This is a genomic window from Telmatospirillum siberiense (genome assembly GCF_002845745.1).
In the GTDB taxonomy this organism is placed as follows: Bacteria; Pseudomonadota; Alphaproteobacteria; order Rhodospirillales; family Magnetospirillaceae; genus Telmatospirillum; species Telmatospirillum siberiense.
On sequence record NZ_PIUM01000011.1, the window covers coordinates 18,151 to 43,288 of the forward strand.

Consider the following 25,138-nt stretch of genomic DNA (forward strand, 5'->3'; position numbering starts at 1 on the left):
GCCTTCGTGCCGGCGCCGCTCAAGCAGATATGGTGGTAAAGGGGCGGCGTCGGAACGCCGCCCCGTTCGTCGGACTCAGCTCTCGACGCCCTGGACGTACCAGTTCATCTTCAGCATGTCTTCATCGCTGGCCTTCTTGCCATCGGCGTAGACCACCTCGCCCTTCTGGTTCTTGATCGGACCGGTGAAGGGATGGACCGCGCCGCTGGTGATGTCGGCCTTCAGCTTGTCGGCGGAGGCCTTCACGTCGGCCGGCATGGCGGCGTTGTAGGGGGCCAGCCCGACCAGGCCTTCCTTGAAGCCCCACCAGATGTCGGTGGAGGTCCATTTGCCGTCCAAGGCCTTCTGCACGCGGTCGATGTAATAGCCTTCCCACTGGTCGACCACGGCGGTCAGATGGGCCTTCGGCGCATAGGCCGACATGTCCTGCGCCTGTCCGAAGGCGTAGACGCCGCGGCTTTCGGCGACCTGCAGCGGGGCTGCGCTGTCGGTGTGCTGGCAGAGAATGTCGGCGCCCTTGTCGATCAGGGCCTTGGCCGCGTCGCTCTCCTTGCCGGGATCGTACCAGGTGTTGGCCCAGATGACCTTGGTCTTGAAGTTCGGGTTGTGCTTCTGGGCGGCCAGGGTGAAGGCGTTGATGCCCATGACCACTTCCGGGATCGGGAAGGAGGCGACATAACCGGCGACGCCGGCCTTGCTCATCCGGCCGGCGATATCGCCCAGCACGGCGCGGCCCTCGTAGAAGCGGGCGTTGTAGATGGCCAGGTTGTCGGCCCGCTTGAAGCCGGTCGCATGTTCGAACTTGAGCTTGGGGAACTGCTTGGCGACCTTGAGCGTCGCTTCCATGAAGCCGAAGGAGGTCGAGAAGATCAACTGATTGCCCGACGTCGCCAACTGGCGGATGACGCGCTCACAGTCCGGGCCTTCGGGAACGTTTTCGACGAAGGTCACCTTGACCTTGTCGCCGAAATGGGCCTCCACCGCGCGGCGGCCGACGTCATGGGCGAAGGTGTAGCCGTGATCGCCGATCGGGCCGGTATAGACGAAGGCGACGGCCAGCGGATCGGCGGCCAGGGCGCGGCCCGGGCGGCCCAGAACGGCCGTTCCGGCGGCGGCGGCGGAACCGGCCAGGAATGTGCGGCGGGTAACGGTAATCGTCATGAAGATCCCCTTTTATCAGTCAGTGAAGGTCGAAGCGCTCTTGGTGTCACACAGACGGGCGGAATGGTTTTCCGAGATCCGCCGGTGCGTTGAAACGGCCCCGCCAGGGCCCCGCCGAGATGATGGTCAAAACGGCGATGGTCGCGAGATAGGGGGCCATGGAAAAGACTTGCGCCGGTAAATGGAAGGCGCCTTGGGCGTGCAATTGCAGGATGGTCACGCCGCCGAACAGATAGGCGCCGGCGAGAACCCGCCACGGACGCCAGGATCCGAAGACGACCAGGGCGAGCGCGATCCAGCCGCGCCCCGAGGTCATCCCCTCCATCCACATGGGCGTGTAGGACAGCGACAGGAAGGCGCCGCCCAGGCCGGCGGCGGCTCCGCCGAACAAAGTGGCCAGATAGCGAACACGGATCACCGGCAGGCCCAGGGAATGGGCCGACGCCGCCGATTCGCCGATGGCGCGCAGCATCATGCCGGGGCGGGTGCGCTTGAGAAACCAGGCGACGCCCCCCGTCAGGATCACCGACAGATAGACCAGGGCATCCTGGCCGAACAGCACCGGCCCGATGACCGGCAGTTCGGAAAGACCGGCCAGGTGAAGCTTGGGCAGGGCGGGAACCGGCTGTCCGACGAAGCCCGATCCCAAAAGGGCCGACAGGCCGATGCCGAAAATGGTGAGGGCCAGTCCCGTGGCCACCTGATTGGCCATCAGGGTCAGGGTGAGAACGGCGAAGGCCAGCGCCATGACAGCGCCAGCCGCCGCCGCCGCGACAATGCCGAGGATCGGACTGCCGGTGGTCAGGGTGACGGCGAAGCCGGCCACCGCTCCCATCAGCATCATGCCTTCGACCCCCAGGTTGAGCACACCCGAGCGTTCGACCACCAGCTCGCCGGCCGCGACGAACAGCAGGGGGGTCGACGCGCTGATGACGGCGGCGGAAATATTGACGATGGACTCGGCGATCATGACGGGCTCGCCTCCCGGCGGGTCGCGGCCAGGCGGATACGATAGCGTGACAGGAAGTCGCAAGCCAATAGGTAGAACAATAACATTCCCTGGAAAACTCCGGTTGCCGCCTGCGGCAGGCGATCCTCGACCTGGGCGATTTCTCCTCCGTTGTAGGAGATCGCCATCAGGAAACCCGACGCGATGATGCCCAGGGGATGCAGCCGGCCCAGAAAGGCGACGATGATGGCGGTGAACCCATAGCCGGGGGTGAGATGCGGCACCAACTGACCGATCGGTCCGGCTATTTCGAAAGTGCCGGCCAGGCCGGCCAGGCCGCCGCTCAGGAGCAGCGAGAACCACACGGTGCGGTTTCGGCTGAATCCGGCGAAGCGGGCGGCGGCCGGGGCCAGCCCGACGACCTTGATCTGGAAGCCGATCACCGTGCGGGCCATCATCATCCAGGCGGCGACGGCGACGGCCAGGGTGACCAGGATGCCCAGATGCATGCGGGTCCCGTCCAGGATCAGCGGCAACAGGGCCGAATCGGAGAACATGCGGGTTTGCGGAAAATTGAAACCCATCGGATCGCGCCAGGGACCGTAGACCAGAATGCCCAGGGCCAGCGTCGCCACATAGGTCAGCATCAGGCTGGTCAGGATCTCGCTGACTTCGTAGCGGGTTTTGAGGAAGGCGGGAATGGCGGCGTAAAGCATGCCGCCCAGAATGCCGGCCAGACACATCAGCGGCAGGATCCACAGGCCGCTTTCACCCCAGAAGGCGAGCGCGACGCCACCGGCGCCGACGGCGCCCAGGGTCAACTGTCCTTCGGCGCCGATGTTCCAGACGTTGGCCCTGAAACCGATGGCCAAGCCGCTGGCGATGAGGACCAGCGGTCCGGCTTTGACGCAGAGTTCCGACCAGCCATAGAAGGTCAGCGTCGGCGAGATCAGGAAATGGTAAAGCGTCTTGGCCGGTGCCAGGCCGAGAAAAAGAAACAGGAAATAGCCGCTCAGCACCGTGAGGCCGACGGCCAGGACCGGTGTCGCGTAGATGACCCTGCGCGATGCTTCCTGGCGCGGTTCCACCTTAACCCACATGTTTTGAACTCCCGCGGTCGGCGGCTTCGCCTTCCATGCCGTGCAGGCCCCCCATCAGAAGGCCGATCTGTTCGACCGAGGCCTCGGCCGTGGCGATGGACGGCGACAGGGTCCCCAGGTTGATCACCGCCAGACGGTCGGTGACCACCAGCAATTCGTCGAGATCCTGCGAAACGACGACGATCGCCGTGCCGTTTTGCGCCAGCTTGAACAGCGCCTGGTGAATGGTCGCGGCGGCGCCGGCATCGACGCCCCAGGTCGGCTGGGCGATGATCAGAACCTCGGGGCTTTGCAGGACTTCGCGGCCGACGATGAACTTCTGCAGATTGCCGCCCGACAGGGTCGCTGCATTGGCCGACGGTCCCGCCGCCTTCACCGCGAATTCGTCGATGACGCGCTGGGCGTAGTCTTGGGCCTCCGTGGGCTGGATGAAGCCCTGGCGGGCCAGGCCCAGGCGGTTGCGGGCCGTCAGAAGGGTATTGGCGGCCAGGCTCATCTCGGGCACGGAAGCGTGCCCGCTTCGTTCCTCGGGGACCGAGCACAGGCCGTGCATGCGACGTTGTTCGGCACCTAGATGGCCGATGGCCTTGCCGTCGAGACGGATCGTCGACGGGCGGTGCAGGGTCGTTTCGCCGGCCAGCGCCTGGGTCAGTTCGTTCTGCCCGTTGCCGGCGACCCCGGCGATGCCGAAGATCTCGCCGGCCCCGACCTCGAAGGAGATCCCCTTGAGGTCGATCCCGAAGGCAAGGGTGCTGGGCACGGTAAGGTTTTCCACGATCAATCGTGGCTCGGCGCTGACGGATCCGGCCCGGCGGACCAGTTGCTTCAGCTCGGATCCGATCATCAACTGCGCCATGCCGCGCGCCGTTTCCACCGCCGGATCGCATTCGCCGACCACCCGGCCGCCCCGCAGGACCGTGGCGTGGTGACAGAGGTCTTTGATCTCCTGGAGCTTGTGCGAAATATAGAGGATCGAGCAGCCCTCGTCGGATAACTGGCGAAGCGTGACGAACAGCCGTTCGACCTCCTGCGGGGTCAACACCGACGTCGGTTCGTCCATGATCAGCAGCTTGGGATTTTGCAGCAGGCAGCGGACGATTTCGACGCGCTGGCGTTCACCCACCGAAAGCGTGTGAATCTCGCGGGACGGATCGAGCGGCAGGCCGTATTTGCGCGACACCGTGACGATGCGGTCGGCCAGTTCCTTGAGGTCGGGGGCGTTGTCGATGCCAAGCGCGATGTTTTCCAGCACCGTCATCGCCTCGAACAGCGAGAAATGCTGAAAGACCATCCCGATGCCCTGGCCGCGCGCCTGATGGGGGCTGTCGATGGTCACCGGGCGGCCGTCCCAGAGGATCTGGCCTTCGTCGGCCTGCAGCACGCCATAGATGATCTTGACCAGCGTGCTCTTGCCGGCGCCGTTTTCTCCCAGCAGGGCATGAACCTGCCCGGGAGCCACCGAAAAACTGATGTGGTCGTTGGCGACCACGCTTTGAAACCGCTTGCTGATGTCCCGAAGCGCGAGGCGAGGTGCCCGCTGTTCTTCATCCACGATGACCGCTCCTCAACAATTCCCCGCCTCTTTATTAATCTTCCGGCCGTATCGGGACCGTTTCCCAGGGGCGGCGGCTCTTCCGGACGATCGTCCGGCGGGGCCGCCGTCGCCCAAACGCGGTCGAAACGCCTGCGAATTTCATGCCAGAAACGACGCCGCGAACCGGGCCAGTCGCGCGGAGCCCAAAATTAGGCGATCAGTGACGGGCTCTGCCAGCAGAAAAAATAGGGAAATGTCGCCTTCGGCCATCGCCCGCCGAAGTTGGCCCCTCATAAGGCCCGTGCCAGGCGGGCGGCGTTGCGGCGGTGGCGTTCGAGCAGTTCCGCCAGATCGAGACCGGGAATCCGGCCCCCGGTCACGATCCAGCGTCCGGCGGCCATGACATGGTCGGCACGATGGGCACCGCAGAGCACCAGGGCGGCCAGAGGATCGCCACGGCCGGCGAAGCGCAGCTCGTCCAATTTGAAGAGGGCGATGTCGGCGGCTTTTCCGACGGCGAGGGTGCCGAGGTCGGGGCGCCCGATGCAGGCCGCCGATCCGGCCGTCGCGTAGCGCAGCGCGTCCTTGTGGCTGATGCGCTCGGCCCCGTTCGCCAGGCGTTGCAGCAGAAAAGCGGCGCGCACCTCCTGGATCAGGTTGGAGCTGTCGGCCGAGGCCGAGCCATCGACGCCGAGGCCGACCGGCGAGCCGGCCCGTTCCAGGGCGGGCGCCGGGCAGATGCCGGAAGCCAGGACCTGATTGCTGCTGGGACAATGGCAGATGCCGGTCCCCGCCTTGCCGAGGCGGGTGATTTCCGCCTCGGTGAAATGGATGCCATGGGCCAGCCAGACCTTGTCCGACAGCCAGCCGCAATCCTCCAGATAATCGAGAGGGCGACAGCCGAACGAGGCCAGGCAGAAGGCGTTCTCGTCCTCGGTCTCGGCCAGGTGGGTATGAAGGCGGACGCCGTGCTTTTCCGCCAGAATGGCGGTTTCCTTCATCAGCCGACCGGTCACCGAAAAGGGGGAGCAGGGGGCTAAGGCGATCTGGATCATGGCGCCGTCACCTGTTTGGTGATGGCGGCCGATCAGCCGTTCGCTGTCGGCCAGGATGGTGTCCTCGTCCTGTACGACGCTGTCGGGCGGCAGCCCGCCGTCCTTGACCGAGAGATTCATCGATCCCCGGGTGAATACGGCCCGCAGACCCAGTTTTTTCGCTTCCTCGACTTCGATATCGATGGCGTGGTCGAGGCCCTTCGGGAAGACGTAATGGTGATCGGCGGCCGTGGTGCATCCCGAAAGCATCAGTTCGGCCATCGCCACCTGCACGGCGGAGCGCAGGGCGGCCTCGTCCAGTCCCGCCCACACCGGATAGAGGGCTTCCAGCCAGGGAAACAGCTTCTTGTCCAGTGCTGCCGGGAAGGACCGGGTCAGGGTTTGGTAGAAATGATGATGGGTATTGATCAGGCCCGGCAGAACGACATGGCGATCGGCCGGGAAGACCTGGTCGATAACGCCTTCCGGCTCTTTTCCCGCGGCGACGAGGGCGCTGATCCGGCCATCCTCGATCACCAGACCACGTTCCGCGCCGTCCGCCAGGACCGCCAGCGGATCCTTGATCCAAAGTTTCATCCGTGCTCGTCCCGTCGTTTGTGTTTGGTCGCCTGGATTTATGACCTGTTGCGGAGGAAAGGTGAACCACCAAGACACCAAGGCGTTTCGGGAAATGTCGGGAGACTGTTTGCTTGTAAGCGCCGCGGGCATTCGCCTCCATGCCCATCACCGAAGCGATGCCGGAAAGGTCTAATGCCTGCGGCGCTCTCGTCCCCTTGGTGCCTTGGTGTCTTGGTGGTTCAAAATATCCAAGGGGGCCAAGCCCGGCAAACGGGACCGGGATTCAAATTTTTATGGGCGACGGTGCGCCGGTCACGTGATAATGGACCCGAAAATTTCGAAAGATGGAAGTTATGAACGCCAACGAACGCTACCCCAATCTGCATGTCCTGGGCCATCCGTTGATTCTGCACAAGCTCACCCACATGCGCGATCTGAACACCTCGACCAAGACTTTCCGCCAGCTTCTGCGGGAAATCTCGCTGCTCATGGGTTATGAGATCACCCGCAATCTGCCGCTGATCTATCAGCCGGTGCAGACGCCGTTGACCACGTTCGACGCGCCGGTGATTTCCGGCAAGAAGCTCGCCGTGGTGCCGATCCTGAGGGCCGGTGTCGGGATGGCCGAAGGTCTGCTCGAACTGCTGCCGTCGGCGCGGGTCGGTCATATCGGCGTCTATCGTGACCACGATACCCATCGTCCCGTCGAATATCTTGTGAAGTTGCCCGAACCCGAGGGACGCCTGTTCATTCTCACCGATCCCATGCTGGCCACCGGCTACAGCGCCGTTCACGCCGTCGATGTCCTGCTGCGGGCCGGCGTCACGGCCAACAATATCCATTTCCTCGCCCTGGTCGCCGCGCCCGAGGGTATCGATGTGTTCTTCCAGCATCATCCCGACGTTCCGGTCTATGTGGCGGCGGTCGATGATCATCTGAACGAGAACGCCTACATCGTTCCCGGCCTCGGCGACGCCGGCGATCGGCTGTTCGGCACGAAGTGAATTTGCTCAAGATTTGAGCATCTCTATTTGATGGTATTTATTAAAAAACAATAGGTTGCCGTGATTCCCCCCGGTTCCTGGCGTTGGGCCGGGGAGGTTGCCTTGCGAATGGGCATGATGCCGCCGCAAAAGTCGGCAATTTGGTCAAAAATTGTCCGATGAGTCAGCTTTTGACTTTTTGGACAATTTTTGAGTCAAGGCTTTCCGGCTCTGGCATGACCCTTGATAGACATTCTCTACGACTGCCCGTGATTTTTGGCTTCTTGTCGAGAAGGGTTTGCCGATGACAGCCGCCGCCCACAACGGCCCGCAAGGGCTGGACGACGATCTGGTGCCACCGTTGAACGCCTTGCAGGCGATGGCGGAAAGCAGCCGTTGCCTCTATTGTTACGACCCCGCCTGCGTCAATGCCTGTCCCACCGGGATCGATATCCCCGGCTTCATCCACCGTATCAATGACGGCAATGTCGTTGGCGCTGCCAAGACCATCCTGTCGGCCAACATCATGGGCGGAACCTGCGCGCGGGTCTGTCCCACCGAAATTCTTTGCGAACAGGCTTGCGTGCGCAATGCTGGCGAACAGCGCCCGGTATCCATCGGGCGCCTGCAGCGTTTCGCCACCGACGCGCTGATGGCGCGGGGGGGCGGGCATCCCTTCGCCCGCGCTCCGGGAAGCGGTAAGCGGGTGGCGGTGGTCGGCGCCGGTCCGTCGGGACTGGCCTGCGCGCATCGCCTGAGCATGCTGGGCCATGCCGTCAATATTTTCGAGGCCAAGGCCAAGCCCGGCGGGCTCAATGAGTATGGTCTCGCCGCCTACAAGATGACAGGCGACTTCGCCCAGCGCGAAGTCGCCTTTATTTTGGGTATCGGCGGGATCGACATCCATTACGGCAAACGTCTCGGCGACGACTTGCAACTCGGCGCGCTGTCTGGCGATTACGACGCCGTCTTTCTGGCGATCGGCCTTGCTGCTGGCCGGCCGTTGGGGGTCGAGGGAAGCGATCTCGCCGGTGTGATGGAGGCGCTGAGCTTCATCGAGGCTTTGCGTCAGGGAAGGGCGCCGGCGGTGGCCGGCCGGGTCGTGGTGATCGGTGGTGGCAACACCGCCGTCGATGCCGCCATCCAGTCCCACTGCCTTGGCGCGGAAGATGTGGTCATGGCCTATCGGCGCGGCATCGCCCAGATGGGCGCCACCACCTGGGAACAGCAATTGGCGCGGATCAGCGGCGTGGCTATCAAACCCTGGCTGGCGCCGAAACGCATTCTGGGGTCCGGCGGCAAGGTGACCGGCGTGGTCTTCGAGCGCACCCGCCTGGTCGACGGTCGCTTGCAGGGCACTGGAACGGACGTCGAGTTGTCGGCCGATCTGGTGCTGAGCGCCGTCGGGCAGGAACTGCGGGAAGGCGAACTGGCCGGGATTCCCGTGACGGAGGGGCGGATCGGCATCGATGCCGATTATCAGACCGCGCGTCCGGGCGTCTTCGCCGGTGGTGACTGCGTGAAAAGCGGGCTGGATCTGACCGTGCAGGCCGTCGAGGACGGCAAGCGGGCGGCTCTGGCCATCGACCGTTTCATCCGGAAGGGGGTAAGCCATGGCCGATCTGCGTAGCCGCATCGCGGGAATTTCCTCGCCGAACCCCTTCTGGCTGGCTTCGGCGCCGCCGACAGACAAGGCCTATAACGTCGTCCGCGCCTTCCAGGCCGGTTGGGGCGGCGTGGTCTGGAAGACCCTGGGGGAGGATCCTCCAGTCATCAACGTCAGTTCGCGCTACGGCGCGCTGTTGGACGGCAACCGCGAACTGCTGGGCTTCAACAATATCGAACTGATCACCGATCGTCCCCTGGCGCTCAATCTGCAAGAGATCACCCAGGTCAAGAAGGATTGGCCGGACCGTGCCCTGGTGGTCTCGCTGATGGCCAGGATGGAGGAGAGCGCCTGGGTCGGGCTGGTGAAGCGGATCGAGGAGACGGGGGCGGACGGTCTCGAACTCAATCTCGGCTGTCCGCATGGCATGTGCGAACGCGGCATGGGCTCGGCGATCGGGCAGGTGCCCGAGATGGTCGAGCAGGTGACCCGCTGGGTTCGCGCCTCCACCCGGATGCCCCTGATCGTCAAGTTGACCCCCAACGTCACCAATATCCTGTGGCCGGCCGAGGCCGCCCGGCGGGGCGGGGCCGACGCCGTGTCGCTGATCAATACCGTCAATTCCATCGCCAGCGTCGATCTCGACCTGATGGCGCCGACGCCCACCGTCGACGGCAAGGGCACGCACGGCGGCTATTGCGGTCCGGCGGTCAAGCCGATCGCGCTCAACATGGTGGCCGAGATCGGGCGCAACCATGTCACCGCCGATCTGCCGATTTCCGGCATCGGGGGAATCGGCAGCTGGCGCGATGCCGCCGAGTTCCTGGCCTTGGGCGCGGCCAATGTGCAGGTGTGCACCGCCGCGATGGTGCATGGATTCCGCATCGTTGGGCCGATGATCGACGGTCTGTCCCAATGGATGGACGACAAGGGCTACGGTCGCATCGACGATTTCGCCGGGGCGGCGCTGGGCAACGTGGTCGACTGGAATTCGCTCAACATGAATTTCTCGACCAAGGCGGTGATCGATCCGGACCTGTGCATCGACTGCGGACGCTGCCACATCGTCTGCGAGGACACCTCGCACCAGGCCATCCGTATCGAAGCCAACGGCGGAAAACGGGTCTTCCGGGTGGTGGACGAGGACTGCGTCGGCTGCAACCTCTGTTCCCACGTCTGCCCGGTCCCGCAGTGCATCACCATGCGGCCGGAGGCCAACGGCAAGCCCTATATGAACTGGACGCAGGATCCCCGGAATCCTTTGCGGGCGGCTCAGGGGTAGGAGGTTTTTGGAGCACAGATGAACACAGATGGACACAGATAAGCGAGATGAGATCTTCAATCGCGGCAATGAAATTGTTCATGCCAGAGTATTGGGGTATTTTCCTCATAATTTGATATTCTGTATATTTTTATAATTATATATCTGCGCCTATCTGTGTTCATCTGTGCTAAATATTTATTTTAACTTGTTGCTCATGTCCGGTGACGGCGAGAACTACTCTTTATCTGAAAAGGAGAGCCTTCGATGACGGTTCAGGCGAATAAAAGGGTCAACGGTCAGCGCCTGTGGGACAGTCTGATGCAGATGGCCAAGCACGGCGAAACGCCGAAGGGCGGTGTCTGCCGGTTGGCCCTGACCGATGTCGACAAGGCCGGCCGCGACCTGTTCGTCGCCTGGTGCGAACAGGCGGGCCTGAGCATCACCATCGACAAGATCGGCAACATCTTCGCCCGCCGGCCGGGCAAGAACAACGATCTGGCGCCGGTGATCATGGGCAGTCATCTGGACAGCCAGCCGACGGGCGGCAAGTTCGACGGCGTTTATGGCGTATTGGCCGGGCTCGAGGTGATCCGCAGTCTGAACGACATGAACTATCAGACCGAGGCTCCGGTCGAGGTCGCCGTCTGGACCAACGAGGAGGGGTCCCGCTTCGCTCCGGCCATGGTCGCCTCGGGCGTCTTCGCCGGGGTCTTCGATCTCGACTACGGCCTGTCGCGGGCCGATCTCGACGGCAAGACCATGGGCGAGGAATTGGCCCGCATCGGTTACGCGGGAACGGCCGACGTCGGCAAGCGCAAGGTGGGCGCCTATTTCGAGGCCCACATCGAACAGGGGCCGATCCTGGAGGCCGAGAACAAGACCGTCGGCGTGGTCACCGACGCGCAGGGCCAGCGCTGGTACGAAATCACCTTCACCGGGCAGGAGGCCCATGCCGGCCCGACGCCGATGCCGCGCCGCAAGGACGCCTTGCTGGGGGCCGCCCGCGTGGTGGCGGAAGTCAATCGAATCGGCTTGAAATACCAGCCTTACGCCTGCGCGACCGTCGGTTTGATGCAGATCCATCCCAATTCACGCAACGTCATCCCGGGGCGCGTCTTCTTCACCGTCGATTTCCGCCATCCCGACGACGCCATCCTGGCCGCCATGGATGCCGAATTGCGCGAGGCGACGGCGAAGATCGCCGCCGAGATCGGCCTTGAGAACGACTTCACGCAGATCTGGTATTACGCCCCGATCAAGTTCGACGAGACCTGTGTTGCCGCCGTACGCAAGGGGGTTGAGGATCTTGGCTACTCCCATCGCGATATGGTGGCGGGCGCCGGGCACGACGCCTGTTATCTGTCGCAAGTGGCGCCGACCTCGATGGTTTTCATTCCCTGCATCGACGGGATCAGCCATAACGAAATCGAGATGGCGACGCCCGAATGGGTCGAAGCCGGATGCAACGTGTTGTTGCAGGCGGTGGTCGCCAAGGCCAACACGATTACGGTCAAGGCGACCGACTGAGTTGGAAGGTCGCCGGACCATGGGAGATGTTGTGCGCAAATTGCATGTGGTCCCGAACGACGGTGGTGGTGCCGGTCGCGTCCGGCGCGCCAATCTGGCTCAAATCCTCAAGGCTGCGGAACAGGTTTTCGCCGAAACCGGCTTCACCGGCGCCACCATGGCCGAGATCGCCGACAAGGCGGACCTGCCCAAAGCCAATCTGCATTACTACTTCGGCACCAAGGAAGAGCTGTACCGGGCGGTGCTCGATAACATCCTCGTTATCTGGCAGAACACGGTTTCCTCGATCCTGCCCGAGGCCGATCCCGCCCAGGCGATTGCCGATTACGTGCGTTCGAAGATGGAGGTCGCAAGGACGCGTCCTTATGCCTCCAAGGTCTTCGCCAATGAAATCATCCGGGGGGCGGGCTTGATCGAAGGCTTCCTTTCGAATGACCTCAAGAATCAAGTCGAAGAAAAATCCGCCATTTTAGAACGCTGGATGGCGGAAGGGCGGATGGCTCGCCTCGACCCGAAGAACCTTTTCTTCATGATCTGGGCGATGACTCAGCATTACGCCGATTTCGACGCTCAGATCCGGCTGGTTCTTGGTAAGCGGCAATTGAGCCGCAAGGACTTTTCGCATTTCACCGAGGAGGTGGTTCGGGCGGTGCTGCGCATCGCCGGACTGGAGCCGCCTGAAGATTAGCTTGAAGACCAAGGAGGATCCTGCCATGGGAGTGCTGGTTCGCGGTGGTCGTGTGGTCAATGCCGACCGCACGTTTCGCGCCGACGTCTACTGTGACGACGGATTGATTCAGGCGGTCGGCGAGGGGCTGGAGGTGCCGCAAGGCACCGAGGTCGTCGATGCCGGCGGCGCCTTCGTCATGCCGGGAGGCATCGACCCGCACACCCATATGGAACTGCCCTTCATGGGGACGGTGGCCACCGAGGATTTCTACAGCGGCACCGCCGCCGGATTTGCCGGCGGAACGACGATGATCATCGACTTCGTCATTCCCAATCCACAGCAGCGTCTGCTCGACGCCTATCGCCAATGGCGCGGCTGGGCGGAAAAGGCCGCCGGCGACTATTCCTTCCACGTTGCCGTGACCTGGTGGGATGACAGCGTTCATGCCGACATGGGCACGCTGGTCACCCAATGCGGGGTGAACAGCTTCAAGCATTTCATGGCCTATAAGAACGCCATCATGGCCGACGACGAAGTGCTGGTGAACAGCTTCAGCCGAGCCCTGGAACTGGGGGCCATTCCCACCGTGCATGCGGAGAACGGCGAACTGGTCTTCCAGTTGCAAAAGAAGCTGTTGGCCAAGGGCATCGCCGGCCCCGAAGGCCATCCCCTGTCGCGGCCGGCGGCGGTCGAGGGCGAGGCGGCGAACCGCGCCATCCAGATCGCCAACGTCCTGGGCGTGCCCGTCTATATCGTCCATGTCTCGTGCAAGGACTCGCTGGACGCCATCACGCGGGCCCGCAATGCCGGTCAGCGCGTCTATGGTGAAGTCCTGGCCGGTCATCTGGTGGTCGACGACAGCGTCTATCGCCATCCCGATTTCGATTTCGCCGCCGCCCATGTGATGAGCCCGCCCTTCCGCCCGAAGGAGCATCAAGAGGCCCTGTGGCACGGATTGCAGTCGGGCAATCTGCAGACCACGGCCACCGACCATTGCTGTTTCTGTACCGAGCAGAAAGCCATGGGGAAGGGCGATTTTTCGAAGATTCCCAACGGAACCGGCGGGGTCGAGGACCGCATGACGGTGCTCTGGCATCATGGGGTCAACAGCGGGCGCCTGACCATGAACGAGTTCGTCGCCGCCACCTCGGCCAACGCGGCGAAGATCTTCAATCTCTATCCGCGCAAGGGGCTGGTCGCCGTCGGCTCCGATGCCGATCTGGTGGTGTGGGATCCCAAGGCCTCCAAGACCATTTCGGCCAAGACCCAGCATCAGAAGGTCGATCTCAACATCTTCGAAGGCATGGCTGTCGAGGGTCTGGCGGTCACGACCATCAGTCAGGGCCGGATCGTCTACGACAAGGGGGATTTGCGCGCCGTCAAGGGGGCGGGGCGTTACATCGACCGCCCTGCCTTCCCGACGGTCTATGAGGCGGTGAGGAAGACCGCCGAACGGACCGCGCCGAAGGCGGTGGAACGGTAGGGCTTATACCAACACGCGGTGATCGGAACCGATCACCGAGCCCTCAATTGCCGGGCGGGTTTCTCCGAAACCGTTGCTTGGCCATGCTCGGCCTTCAGCCCGCCAGCGGCGTCGTTTTGCTAAGGCTTCGCGCCAACGATGGCGCTGGCCCTCAACGGGCACTAAGCCGAGCGGCGTTTCTCGCCCGCCGTAGCGGAGCGCAGGCGTCATCTGGAATCTTAGGGTTTGGACGATAGTTTCGCGACAAGCTCTTAAGGGGTCAGTCGGGCGCGCGAGGCGAGCCTATGAACTGAGACAGGGCGAGGTCATCGAAACCACGACTTGTCCCGCTGGACGGCGGAGGGCTTCTCATCCGGCCGATCCCGGGGTTGTCTCACCCAACAATCGTCAAGCCCGTGCCTGATGTGAGTCATTCGCACGCAAGGGTGTCTTTGAGTTTCCGTGTATCAACTAAAAGTTATATTTGGTGAATACAGGCGAAACGAGTCTGTGAAAGAATTAGTATCAATTTGTATTAAAAATTTAAATATATTTACAATTAATTTTATTATTAATGTTGACGATTTTTCATCATGATTCTATATCAATTATCGTTGACTGATAGAATTCGCGGGTTCCGAGGGGATGTGGTCGGATAGTCTTTCTATCTTGCGCATTACACGATGCGTGAGCTTGAGCGGATTGTTCCCGCTTGGCCGGCCTCGAAGCCCGAGGATTTCTTCGCTCCGATATGTCTCATGGTCCGGGGAATAGCCGTCAATCCGCGGAAAATTCGTATTTCGAATCGAAAGGGCATCGGCCTTTCGCGCGGTTCGCTTGTCTTTGACGTGATTTTATTGGGAGGGTGACGGGTGTTTTCCAAGGGAATCGATATCGTATTAAAAAAATATGGAATGGAATTTCTGAGGCCGCTTTCCGTCTTCGCGGCCTGTTTTTTTGTGTTCGGTCAAGCGGTGGCCCACGTGAATACCGGCGACCAGGATCTGCCATTGCGGGCACTTGGTTATGAGGATGGTGTAATCCTCAGTCCGAAAAATAAAAGCATTACTCTATTTTTTCCGGTGGAAAATTGGCGCTCGAAGCCTCGGCGCGTCGACATCCGGCTTGATGTCGAATTTTCATCGCTTTTGGATAACTATTCCTCGCTCACGGTCCTCGCCGGGAACGTTCCCGTCGCGACCATCGCCAAATCCAATGGGACAAGTCAGCGCGTATCCGTTCCCCTTCCGGCCAATATCATCACCGGCCCCTATCTCAGGGTGACGCTGGCCGGGGACGCCGCTTTGTCCAGGGTCAATTGCTTTGACAGTTTTCGTGAAAGCGCCTGGATTGTCGTTCATCCCGGCAGTTCCCTCCACCTGACGGACTATGCGCTCTCCATTTCACCCCTGCCATGGGATGTCTGGAACTCGTTGACCGGGACCGTCCGTCTGGGGTTGCCGGCGAGGCCGTCTTCCGATGAATACGCGGCCGGACTGCGTGTCGCCGCCGACATGGTGCGCCGAGGGCGGCAAATCGCCATCGTCGACGCGGCGTCGGACGATGCCGACATTGTCATCGATGGATCTGACCCAGCTCAACCCCGCCTTCGCCAATCACCGAAAAGGCCCGATTCCCAGTTGGTCATCGCCAGCGAGGCGCAGGCGCGCGCTCTTACTGTTTCCAGTGAATTTTTCGCGGGCTCGGAACCCCCGCCCATCTTCACCGTTACCCAGTCCCCGCCACTGGATGGAGACCGGATTTCATTGGAAAGACTGGGATTGACGACCGAGACGCGGACATTCTCGAGCAGTACCCGTATCGATATTCCGTTGGATATGATGGTCATGCCGCGAGGCAAGATCCCCACCGAGCTGGTGCTGTTCGGGCAGGGATCCGTCCTGCCCAAGAACGAACTGATCATCCTTGACTATCTTGTCAATGATACATTGGTCAAAAGCGAGGAGATGTCCGACGCGATTCTTCTTAACGGGCTGACTCTGCCCATTCCCCGGGAAATGCTGCACCGAAACAACCGGATCAGTCTCGAAGTCCGCCGGTTGTCGTCGAAATCCGCGTGTCAAAGCGAGGAGCCCGGCCTTTTCCAGATCCGGAAAGGCAGTTACTTCGCCATTTCGAAGCAGGATTGGCAAGGGAACGACATCGTCGATTGGGTGGTCAATCGCGATTCCTCGCTCAATGTCGTGCTTTCCGGATCCCCGACCGTTGACCGGGCCAGCGTACCCCTTGTCGCGCGCTTGATCGCCGACGGCGTGTCTCCCTCGTCGGCGATTCAGGTGGCATTCGCCGATCAGGCGCGACCCTTGGGCGAAAAGTTCATTTATGTCGGCGACAAGGTGCCGCCAGGGGCGCTTCGTTTCCCGGTCAGCCTTGACCGGGGCAGGGTCGCATTCACCCTTGGGCTGACGGGAGAAGCGATTTCCTTTACGCCTGGTGGTCGCCTTACCCTCGTCCAGCGTGGGAAAAAGCAGGCTTACGACGGCCTGTGGGTCTATCCAGGGAGTTCCGAAAGCATGTCCGGCACGCAGGCTTTGGGAGGGGCCGGTGACATCGGCCTATACTCCGGTATCGCCTCGCCGCGTGCCCTGCAATCCAGCCAGCGCGAGTTTTCCATCGAGTACGCCCAGGCGGAAGACCTCGCCGCCTTTTTGAATCGATATCGGGTCATCCTCCTGATTGGCGCATGGCTCACGCTCACCGTTATCATCCTCTATTTGGTGCTGCGGTCGCGCCGGTCCGGCGCGGCGAGAAAGTCATGATTCGGACTTCGGCGGTTTGCTCATCGCTGCTGATCGTGTCCGCCGGGACCGCCTGGGCCAACCCTTGGACTTTGGAAGAAGGTCATGGTCAGGCGATCGTCACCACGGCCGCCTATTTTTCGGACTTCGGCTATAAGGGGGGCGGGGGGCGGACGTCGTCTGATTTCTACCGCAAGGTGGGGGTGGAGCCGTTCGTCGAGTATGGATTGGCCGATGCCTACACCCTCGGAGCCAAAGCCTCCATTCAAACGGTCACCGTTCAGCGGACCGGCGGGGGAACTGGCCAAAGTGATGGCGTTTCCGACCTTGAGCTGTGGGCGCGGTCCCGGCTTTGGCGGGATGATCGGCAGGTCTGGTCATTCCAGTTTTGGACGGGGCTTCCCACTGGCGATAGCCACTTGGCGTCCGCATCCCTGGGGCATGACCGGTTGAGCATGGAACCGCGCATCCTCTACGGCCAGTCCATACCTTCGGCGGACAATGCGTTGGGGACGCCGCTTCTGCTGACGGCGGAAGCGGCTTACCGCACCCAGACGACGAGCCTGTCCGACGAGATCCGCCTCGATTTTGGAAGCGGTATCGGCCTGACCGATGATGTAAGTATCTATCTGCAAAATTTCAGTATTATTGGGCTGCATAATAACGGTGTTGGTGGATTCACCTACGATTTGCATAAAATTCAGCCATCCATCGTTTTTACAGCCTTTCCAAAAACGACTCTTCAGCTTGGTGCAAATTACGAGTATGCCGGCCGGAATACCGGTGCTGGAGAGTCTGTTTTCATTTCAATTTGGTATAATTTTTAGGCGATGCGATCTCCATGGAAGATGCAGTTTCGTGTGTGTCCTCGCATGATCAATTGGAACTGGCGACGTTAGGCCGGCTGACCCGCCAAGGGATCATCACTGACGAGGACTTTCGAAATGTCCGTGAACGGGGGTGGCGCTGGGGTTCGTCGCTGATCGATGTCACCATCGGACTTGGGCTCGCGCGTGCCTGGGACGTTTACGGCGCATATGCCGCCGAGGCCGAGGTTCCTTTCGTTGATCTCCACCAATCGCCGGCGGAGCGGATGATCATCGAGGTGGATCAGCGGGAGAACTATATCCGTCTCGAGTTGCTGCCCTGGCGGCGGGAGAGGGGCGGGAGGATCGTTCTGGCGACAACGCGGCTCGCGCCGCCGCAACGGGAATGGGCGGAAAAACGCTATGGGGCCGATGGCTATTCGATGGTCGTCACATCGAAATTCGACGTCCTTTGGGAAATCCAGCGTGTGTTCCTGGAGATTGACGATGAGGAGGCCCGGGAAGGCCTTTTCCTCCGCAATCCCCGGAAGTCCGCAAAATCCCATGTCTCGCGTTGGCAGTTGCTGGGATTTTATCTGGGGACCAGCGCCTTGCTGCTCGGTTGGGCCTTCGCCCCGAAATGGACCACCATCCTGGTTTTCTGGATACTGGGCATCGTTTATTTGAGCTCCTTCCTGTTTCGTTTCGTGCTGACCTGGATTGGCGCCAAGCGAAGCGTGGACATCCAGGTCAGCGACGACGAGGTGGCGGCGCTTGATGAGCGGGATTTGCCGGTTTTTACCGTTCTCGTTCCCATGTTCCGGGAGGCCGGGGTCCTGCCTTTGCTGATGGCGTCCCTTCGGCGCCTCGACTATCCGGCATCCAAGCTGGACATAAAACTGGTTCTCGAAGAAGGCGACGACGAGACCATCGAGGCGGCCAAGAGGTTGGGCGCGGCCAGCACGGTGGAAATCATTCGCGTGCCCAAGGGGCATCCGCAAACGAAGCCCAAGGCATGCAATTACGCGCTGCGTTTCGCCCGTGGAGATATCCTGGCTATTTACGACGCCGAGGATCAGCCGGAGGCCGATCAACTGAAAAAGGTGGTCGCTTGTTTCCGCAAGTCGCCGCCGTCGGTCGGCTGCATACAGGCGAGGCTCAATTATTTTAATTTCACGGATAATTTTCTGACGAGGATGTTTACTCTGGAATATTCCCAGTGGTTCGACTTCCTTTTGCCGGGGCTGCATTTCCTTCGCGTGCCCATTCCCCTGGGCGGGACAAGCAATCACTTTCGCACCAGTATTCTGCGCGACCTTGGGGCCTGGGATCCCTACAACGTGACCGAGGACGCCGACCTTGGAGTTCGCCTGACCCAGGCCGGTTACACCGTGGGTATCGTCAACTCGACGACCTTCGAGGAGGCGAACGGACATCTTTTTAGTTGGATCAAGCAACGCTCGCGGTGGATCAAGGGATATATGCAGACCTGGCTGGTGCATATGCGTGATCCCGTGGCCCTTTACCGCTCCCTCGGCCACGTCGGATTTTGGGGGTTCCAGCTCTTCATCGGGGCGCCGCCTCTGATGCTGCTGATCAATCCCATCCTTTGGCTGACCACTGTGTGGTTGGCCGTGCAGCCGGTCGATCCGCTAAAGGATTTGCTGCCGCCCGTGGTGCAATATATTTCGTTGTTCGATTTGATGATCGGTAATCTGATGCTGGTCTATTTCGGCATCGTCTCGGCCTTCAAGCGGCGCTATCACGAATTGACGATTTTCGGTCTCCTCAATCCCCTCTACTGGGTTCTTCATTCGATCGCGTCCTACAAGGCTCTCTGGCAACTCATGCTGTCTCCCCATTTCTGGGAAAAGACGGAGCATGGGAAAAGCGCGGCCACCAAGAAAGCCCTGGCGGCCGTGGCGCGGGAGGGGGGGCGGGCATGACCATTTCCCTCATTCCCTATTCGCCCACCGCTCCGGGGGAGAGTTCGCGGACCGCCCATGACTATATCCAGGAACCGGACAGGTTGCGCCGCCCCACCGACCTGGTCGTGTCCGGGGTGGTCGGCGTTTCGGTCAGCGTTTTCCTGGCGATCATCCTCAACCTCAACTATTTCGACGGCTTCCAACCCCAGCTGCTGATGAAGATGTGGAATGGCGACGAGAGTCTGATCGGCGACGCGTTCGGCGAATGGGGACCAGCCGTCGTGGTAGCGGCGATCAAGCTGATACCGGGAAGCCAGAGCGTCTGGATGGGGCTGCTGTCGAGCTCGCTCACCATGGCCCTGATCGTGATATTTCTGCGCTATCTCCTGGCCTTCGGCTGGACCTACTGGGAATCCTGTCTTTTCACGTTGGTGCTGGCCTGCCATCCCCTGGTGGTGGCCGCCTCGGTCAGCGGGTCGGCGAGTATTCTGTCCGCTTTCACCTTCATGGCGCTGATCCTCAGCGTCGACCGGCTGGAAAGTGTCGGCGACGTGCAGTCCCAGATGCAGGTCGGTCTTCTTCTCGCGCTCCTGATCCTGGTGGATGCCGACGCCATTCACTACGCCATGGCCCTGTTTCTGCTCGTTCCGATTTGCTATCGCGATATCGATCACTGGCGATCCTATGTTTCCGCCGTAATGGTCGTGATTTTTCCGCCCCTGATCGGACTTGCCACCGTCGCCTATATTTACACCGTCTTCACCGACCAGTCCTGGGAGATGCTGTTACGCCGCTGGGCGTCGCCAATGCACGGCGCGACGGAAATGTTGCCGCTGGCCGACTGGCTCCATCTGACCGGCGGATCGTTCATAAAAAGCTTTATCCTCATTACCGGCCTGACGGCGGTCATGATGCCGGCTTGGGCGGCCATATTATGGCGTCTGGCCCGTTCGAGGTTCGAGCGGCAGGTCCCCGGGACGGCGCTGGCCGCGCTCCTCGTGCCCACCATCGGGGGGGCCTCGGCGACATTCTTCTGGCATGCGAGCGGTTGCGCTCCCGCCCTGATCAAGGCCATCGCCGGCATGGCCGTATGGGTCGGCACGTCGCGCTTTCCGACCAGGGTCCGCCGATCACTGCTGGTTCTTTGCGCCATCGGCACCCTGGTGTCCTGGCTGCTTTTTCCTTTGATCGGAGATCGGGAAATGGTTGCGTGGTGGGAAAGTCTTTTCCATCCTGTGGGTCCGGTTGAACATTGGACCCCATCGCCTTTGATGACATATGGCCGATTTTGAGCATCCCAGGACGGCCGCGTGCTCGAGGCGACGGCTTCTCGAGGGACTGGGGGGCGCGGCGGCGGCCGGCCTTCTGAGGCCCGTGCCGGCGTCATGTCTGCCGGCAGGACGCCTCGGCGTCAATTTCAAGCGGACGCCGTCGGAGCCGCTTGACGGTCAAGCCGCGCGGCGTTCATTGCGCCGCCTCGCCTCCGACGGCGCCGGATGCGTCGCCTTCATCCCATTCCTCTGGCAGGCCGCTCCGACCGCGTCGCGACTGGTGCGCGGCAACGACCTTTCCGACGGGGAGTTGTTGGCCGGCGTGACGGCGGCGCGGCGGGAGGGATTGGATGTCATCATCAAGCCGCATGTCTGGATACCCAGCGCCTGGGCGGGGATGATCGAACCGGATGATCGGACGGAATGGCTATCCTGTTACGAGCGCGAGATGCTCGCGCTGGCGGCGCTGGCGGAAAAGGCTCAAGCGCGCGCGTTGGTCGTCGCCACGGAGATCAGGACGCTCGATCATTCCGCCTGGTTGGCGGGGCTGGCCCAGGACATCCGTCGGATTTACAGCGGCCCCCTTGTCTATTGCCTGCATTCCATCGAGGACGCGGAAACCTTCCCCCATTGGCGGGCCTTTGACGTCATTGGGATCAATCTCTACCCGGAATTGGGGCCGTCCGCCGAGGATCAGGCCATGGTCGAGCGCATGGACAAGGTCGTCGCGCGGCTGGATGCGGTGATCGCCAAAATGGCAAGGACAGTGTGGATCACCGAACTGGGCCTGATGTCGGCCCGGGGCGCGCAGGCCAAGCCATGGCTCAGCCCCGAGGAATTGCCCGCGCCGCCCGATCCGGCCATCCAGCAACGGGTTCTGTCGCTCTGGCTGGACAGGTTGCTTCCTCGTCCCATCGAACGCGTTCTTTTCTGGTGCTGGTATTCGGATCCCGATGCCGGCGGGCCGAATGACCGCGATTTTACGATCCAAAACAAGCCGGCCGAGCGGCTGTTGGCTCGCGGATGACGGTCATTTCCGCCACCGCCCGAAGGGCACCACCTTGTTGTCGATGTCGTGGCCGATATCGGCCCGTCCCAGGTAGGGAATGCCCGAGACGGCGCACCAATGCCGCACGACCTCTTCCTCGGTTTGGCCGAAGTCCGGTTCGTTGGGAGGAATATCGCTGCAACGGCCCAGTTTGATACCGGCGACGCGGCGGATCGAAGGCGTGCTGGTCAGGTGGAAAAGCGCCCGATCGATGCGATACATATGCTCGGAGACTTCTTCGAGCATGAGGATATGTCCGGACAGGTCGGGTTCCAGCGGCGTGCCGATCAGATGACTGAGGATGGTGATATTGAAGGCCGCCACCGGGGCTTGTTCCAGGACGGTCGGCTCCAGCGCGTCCGCCGCCCCGTTGACCAGAAAGGCGAGCGCCCGCGCCACCGCCGCCTCGCCGCCCGGACGGCGGATGTCGGCGGGCATGGGCCCGTGCGCGACGCGGCGACATCCCCGGCGATAAAGCCCGCCCAGCAGGGAGCCGGCGTCGCTGTAGCCCAGATAGATCTTTTCCCGCGCCGCCTCGCCGAGGGCCGGCAGGATGCGTTCGCCCAGGCGGCAGGAACCGTAGCCGCCCCGCCCGAACCACAGGGCGTCGAACGTCTTGTCGTTCGCCACCTCAAGGAAGGCGCGCGCGCGCGCCTCGTCGTCTCCGGCGAAATGTCCGCAAGACAGGGTGCATTGAGGATGAAAGACGATCTCGGGGGAATGGCCGGGATAGATCCGGCGGACCAAGTTCAGGACTTTCCTCGTGGTCGCGTGGTCGATGCGCGAAGCGGGCGCCACGACGCCGATCCTGACGATGTCTTCGCGCATGGAGCCCTGATACTTCCTTAAGTCCTTGTCACGTCCGGAGGCTGATTGTAGCTTCCGCCCATGGAGCGAGACAGCCTTTATTTCTTTTGCGGAATTGGCGGCAGCGGCATGCTGCCGCTTGCCTTGATCGTACAGTCCGAAGGGGTTGGCGTGGCCGGTTCCGACCGGGCCCTCGACCAGGGACGGACGGCGGCGAAGTTCGACTTTCTTCGCGCCCGGGGAATTCCGCTGTTTCCCCAGGATGGCAGCGGCGTGGCGAGGGCCGGCCTTGTGCTGGTCACGTCGGCGGCCGTCGAGGAGACGGTTCCCGACGTGCAAGCGGCCCGGAGGCTCGGCGCCAAGCTGATCACCCGGGCCGAACTCCTGGCGGAGCTGTTCAACGGCGCGGCCTGTGGCATCGGGGTCGCCGGGACCAGCGGCAAGTCGACGACGACGGGAATGATCGGCTGGATCCTGCATCGGCTCGGCCGTGAACCAACCGTCATGAACGGCGCGGTCATGAAGAATTTCATCACGCCCGAAGCGCCGTTCGCCAGCGCCCTGATCGGTGGCGGCGGTCCCTTCGTCAGCGAAGTCGATGAAAGCGACGGTTCCATCGCGCTTTATCGTCCCCGGGTGGCGGTTCTCAACAACATAGCCCTGGACCATAAATCGCTGGAGGAACTGCGCGGCCTGTTCGGCGATTTCGTCGACAAGGCGGATCTCGCCGTCCTCAATCTCGACAATCCGGAAACGGCGCGGCTGGCGGCCGCCATGCCGGCCGGAAAATGCGTCACCTACAGCCTGTCCGAGCTTGGGGCGAACCTTGCGGCGGAGGGGATCGCGCCGGCGGCGGACGGCGTGTCCTTCCTGGTCGTCGATGGCGCTCGGCGCATCCCCGTGCGGCTTCGCGTTCCGGGTCGCCATAATGTTTCCAACGCCTTGGCTGCGCTGGGCGCCGTCCGCGCCCTGGGCGTGCCATTGGCCGATGCCGCCGAGGCCCTGGCCGGGTTCGAAGGGATCCGCCGCCGGCTGGAGGTGGTGGGGACGGCCGCAGGCGTTACCGTCATCGATGATTTCGCCCACAATCCGGACAAGATCGCCGCGACCCTGGAGACGCTGCACAACTTTCCCGGACGGCTGCTCATCATGTTTCAACCCCATGGCTTCGGTCCGTTGCGAATGATGAAGGACGCCTTCATCGCGGAATTCGTCCGCGACATGACCGAGGGCGATGTGCTCGTCATGCCCGATCCGGTCTATTTCGGCGGCACCGTGGATCGCAGCGTGACCAGTGCCGATATCGTTTCGGGCATCGCGGCCCGGGGGCGCCATGCCTTCGCCTTGAGCGAGCGGGCCGCCTGTGGCGACAAGTTGCTGGAACTCGCGCGTCCCGGCGACCGTATCCTGGTGATGGGGGCCCGTGACGACACTCTTTCGCAGTTCGCCGGGGACCTGCTGGCGAGTTTTTCTCGATAGATCGGAGAATTCTCATGACGAAGCATCAGTTGGGCCGTTCGGAGCTTTCAGTGCCGCCGTTGATCTTCGGCGGCAATGTCTTTGGCTGGACGGCCGACGAGGCGATGTCCTTCCGCCTGCTCGACGCCTTGATGGACGCCGGCTTCAACGCCATCGATACGGCCGACGTCTATTCGGCCTGGGTGCCTGGCCATCAGGGCGGGGAGTCCGAGACGATCATCGGTCGCTGGCTGAAGCGGACGGGCGGGCGCGACAAGGTGACGATCGCCACCAAGGTCGGCAAGCGCATGGGGTCGGGTGACGAGGGGCTGTCCCGCGCCTGGATCGTCCGCGAGGTCGAGGCGTCGCTGACGCGGCTGCAGACCGATTACATCGATCTTTATTATTCCCATGCCGACGATCCGTCCGTGCCGCTTGAGGAAACATTGCAGACGTTCGCCGATCTCGTCCGGCAGGGAAAGGTGCGCGTCCTCGGCGCTTCGAATTATGGGGCGGCCCGTCTCAAGCTGGCGCTCGACACCAGCGTCCGTCTGGGCCTGCCTCGCTATGAATGTCTGCAGCCCGGTTACAATCTGATGGACAGGACGGGGTTCGAGGCCGAGCTGGCGCCTCTGTGCCGGGCGGAAGGGTTGGGGGTCGCCCCCTATTACGCCCTGGCCGCCGGTTTTCTGAGCGGCAAATACCGCAGCACCGCCGATCTGGCCGATCGCGCCCGTGGCGCCAAGGTGAAGGAATACCTCACCGATCGGGGGTTGCGCGTATTGGCGGCATTGGAGGCGGCGGCGAAACGCCACAAGGCCAGCATGAGCCAGATCGCGCTCGCCTGGCTGCTCGCCAAGCCGGCGGTCACGGCGCCGATCGTCAGCGCGACGGATCTAGGTCAACTTGCCGAATTGCTGAAAGCGCCGGCAATTGTCCTCGACAGTGAAACCGTGGCCGAGCTCGATCGCGCCAGCGCCTGAAATATTCATCGCGCCCTGGACTGCCTCCATTTTCCACCGAGGCAATCCAGGCTTCGCGTTCTCTTTCAAAAACGTCGCTTCCGAAAAAAACCGAGCCCGTCCGGCATGTCGGACTCTTGACCACGTCCGATGACGCCTGTCGATTGTCGTTGATTGGTGACTTGGCGGGTTGTTTTGGTAATAGTATGCAATTTTTGGTAGATTTTCGT

The 25,138-nt window shown here is 62.1% G+C and carries 19 protein-coding genes; 13 read left to right on the forward strand and 6 right to left on the reverse strand.

Annotated elements, in window-relative coordinates:
* Positions 1 to 75: 75 nt before the first annotated feature.
* The 5 genes from CWS72_RS11185 to CWS72_RS11205 form a co-directional block, all read right to left on the reverse strand.
* Positions 76 to 1,161 (reverse strand): BMP family ABC transporter substrate-binding protein, encoded by a 1,086-nt coding sequence (locus tag CWS72_RS11185; protein ID WP_101250693.1) that lies wholly within the window; start codon positions 1,159 to 1,161, stop codon positions 76 to 78.
* A gap of 46 nt (positions 1,162 to 1,207) precedes the next feature.
* On the reverse strand, positions 1,208 to 2,131 hold the full coding sequence (locus CWS72_RS11190; protein WP_101250694.1) for an ABC transporter permease: 924 nt from the start codon (positions 2,129 to 2,131) through the stop codon (positions 1,208 to 1,210).
* Entirely contained in the window at positions 2,128 to 3,210 is a 1,083-nt protein-coding gene (locus CWS72_RS11195; protein WP_101250695.1) for an ABC transporter permease, read from the reverse strand. The genes CWS72_RS11190 and CWS72_RS11195 overlap by 4 nt, the downstream gene beginning before the upstream one ends.
* On the reverse strand, positions 3,200 to 4,762 hold the full coding sequence (locus CWS72_RS11200; RefSeq protein ID WP_101250696.1) for an ABC transporter ATP-binding protein: 1,563 nt from the start codon (positions 4,760 to 4,762) through the stop codon (positions 3,200 to 3,202). Before CWS72_RS11200 ends, CWS72_RS11195 begins: the two co-directional genes overlap by 11 nt.
* A 272-nt stretch (positions 4,763 to 5,034) precedes the next feature.
* The gene (locus tag CWS72_RS11205; RefSeq protein WP_101250697.1) at positions 5,035 to 6,375 is read right to left on the reverse strand and encodes an 8-oxoguanine deaminase; all 1,341 of its coding nucleotides are present in this window, start codon (positions 6,373 to 6,375) and stop codon (positions 5,035 to 5,037) included.
* A gap of 335 nt (positions 6,376 to 6,710) precedes the next feature.
* On the opposite strand from CWS72_RS11205, the gene upp reads away from it, so the two are divergent.
* The 11 genes from upp to CWS72_RS11260 all read left to right on the forward strand — a co-directional run bounded on the left by upp (position 6,711) and on the right by CWS72_RS11260 (position 21,660).
* A complete protein-coding gene (gene upp, locus CWS72_RS11210; RefSeq protein WP_101250698.1) occupies positions 6,711 to 7,361 on the forward strand; it encodes a uracil phosphoribosyltransferase in 651 nt (216 codons plus the stop codon).
* 283 nt (positions 7,362 to 7,644) lie between these two features.
* Positions 7,645 to 8,970, forward strand: a complete 1,326-nt coding sequence (locus CWS72_RS11215; RefSeq protein WP_101250699.1) for an NAD(P)-dependent oxidoreductase — start codon at positions 7,645 to 7,647, stop codon at positions 8,968 to 8,970.
* Positions 8,954 to 10,228: an NAD-dependent dihydropyrimidine dehydrogenase subunit PreA gene (preA, locus tag CWS72_RS11220; protein ID WP_101250700.1), complete on the forward strand. Its 1,275-nt coding sequence runs from the start codon at positions 8,954 to 8,956 to the stop codon at positions 10,226 to 10,228. The genes CWS72_RS11215 and preA overlap by 17 nt, the downstream gene beginning before the upstream one ends.
* A gap of 246 nt (positions 10,229 to 10,474) precedes the next feature.
* Positions 10,475 to 11,737, forward strand: coding sequence for a Zn-dependent hydrolase (locus tag CWS72_RS11225; protein ID WP_101250701.1), 1,263 nt, complete (start codon positions 10,475 to 10,477; stop codon positions 11,735 to 11,737).
* 19 nt (positions 11,738 to 11,756) lie between these two features.
* Positions 11,757 to 12,425: a TetR/AcrR family transcriptional regulator gene (locus CWS72_RS11230; RefSeq protein ID WP_101250789.1), complete on the forward strand. Its 669-nt coding sequence runs from the start codon at positions 11,757 to 11,759 to the stop codon at positions 12,423 to 12,425.
* A gap of 25 nt (positions 12,426 to 12,450) precedes the next feature.
* Positions 12,451 to 13,890 carry a dihydropyrimidinase gene (gene hydA / locus CWS72_RS11235; RefSeq protein WP_101250790.1) on the forward strand — a complete coding sequence of 480 codons (1,440 nt, stop codon included), beginning with the start codon at positions 12,451 to 12,453 and terminating at the stop codon, positions 13,888 to 13,890.
* A gap of 962 nt (positions 13,891 to 14,852) precedes the next feature.
* Positions 14,853 to 16,649: a cellulose biosynthesis cyclic di-GMP-binding regulatory protein BcsB gene (locus CWS72_RS11240; protein ID WP_158240598.1), complete on the forward strand. Its 1,797-nt coding sequence runs from the start codon at positions 14,853 to 14,855 to the stop codon at positions 16,647 to 16,649.
* Positions 16,646 to 17,455 (forward strand): 3'-5' exonuclease family protein, encoded by an 810-nt coding sequence (locus CWS72_RS11245; protein ID WP_158240599.1) that lies wholly within the window; start codon positions 16,646 to 16,648, stop codon positions 17,453 to 17,455. Before CWS72_RS11240 ends, CWS72_RS11245 begins: the two co-directional genes overlap by 4 nt.
* 35 nt (positions 17,456 to 17,490) lie before the next feature.
* Positions 17,491 to 19,380 (forward strand): glycosyltransferase, encoded by a 1,890-nt coding sequence (locus CWS72_RS11250; RefSeq protein WP_241911686.1) that lies wholly within the window; start codon positions 17,491 to 17,493, stop codon positions 19,378 to 19,380.
* Positions 19,377 to 20,654: a hypothetical protein gene (locus tag CWS72_RS11255; RefSeq protein ID WP_101250705.1), complete on the forward strand. Its 1,278-nt coding sequence runs from the start codon at positions 19,377 to 19,379 to the stop codon at positions 20,652 to 20,654. The genes CWS72_RS11250 and CWS72_RS11255 overlap by 4 nt, the downstream gene beginning before the upstream one ends.
* Entirely contained in the window at positions 20,641 to 21,660 is a 1,020-nt protein-coding gene (locus tag CWS72_RS11260; protein ID WP_101250706.1) for a glycoside hydrolase family 113, read from the forward strand. Before CWS72_RS11255 ends, CWS72_RS11260 begins: the two co-directional genes overlap by 14 nt.
* Before the next feature lie 3 nt (positions 21,661 to 21,663).
* On the opposite strand, the gene CWS72_RS11265 is transcribed toward CWS72_RS11260, so the two are convergent.
* Complete coding sequence (locus CWS72_RS11265; RefSeq protein ID WP_101250707.1) at positions 21,664 to 22,509, reverse strand: LD-carboxypeptidase; 846 nt, start codon at positions 22,507 to 22,509, stop codon at positions 21,664 to 21,666.
* Positions 22,510 to 22,569: 60 nt separating this feature from the next.
* Between CWS72_RS11265 and CWS72_RS11270 the strand changes: the two genes are divergently transcribed.
* Both CWS72_RS11270 and CWS72_RS11275 read left to right on the forward strand, forming a co-directional pair.
* Positions 22,570 to 23,967, forward strand: coding sequence for a UDP-N-acetylmuramate--L-alanine ligase (locus tag CWS72_RS11270; protein ID WP_101250708.1), 1,398 nt, complete (start codon positions 22,570 to 22,572; stop codon positions 23,965 to 23,967).
* A gap of 14 nt (positions 23,968 to 23,981) precedes the next feature.
* The gene (locus tag CWS72_RS11275) at positions 23,982 to 24,929 is read left to right on the forward strand and encodes an aldo/keto reductase (RefSeq protein WP_101250709.1); all 948 of its coding nucleotides are present in this window, start codon (positions 23,982 to 23,984) and stop codon (positions 24,927 to 24,929) included.
* The last annotated feature ends 209 nt before the right edge of the window (positions 24,930 to 25,138 follow it).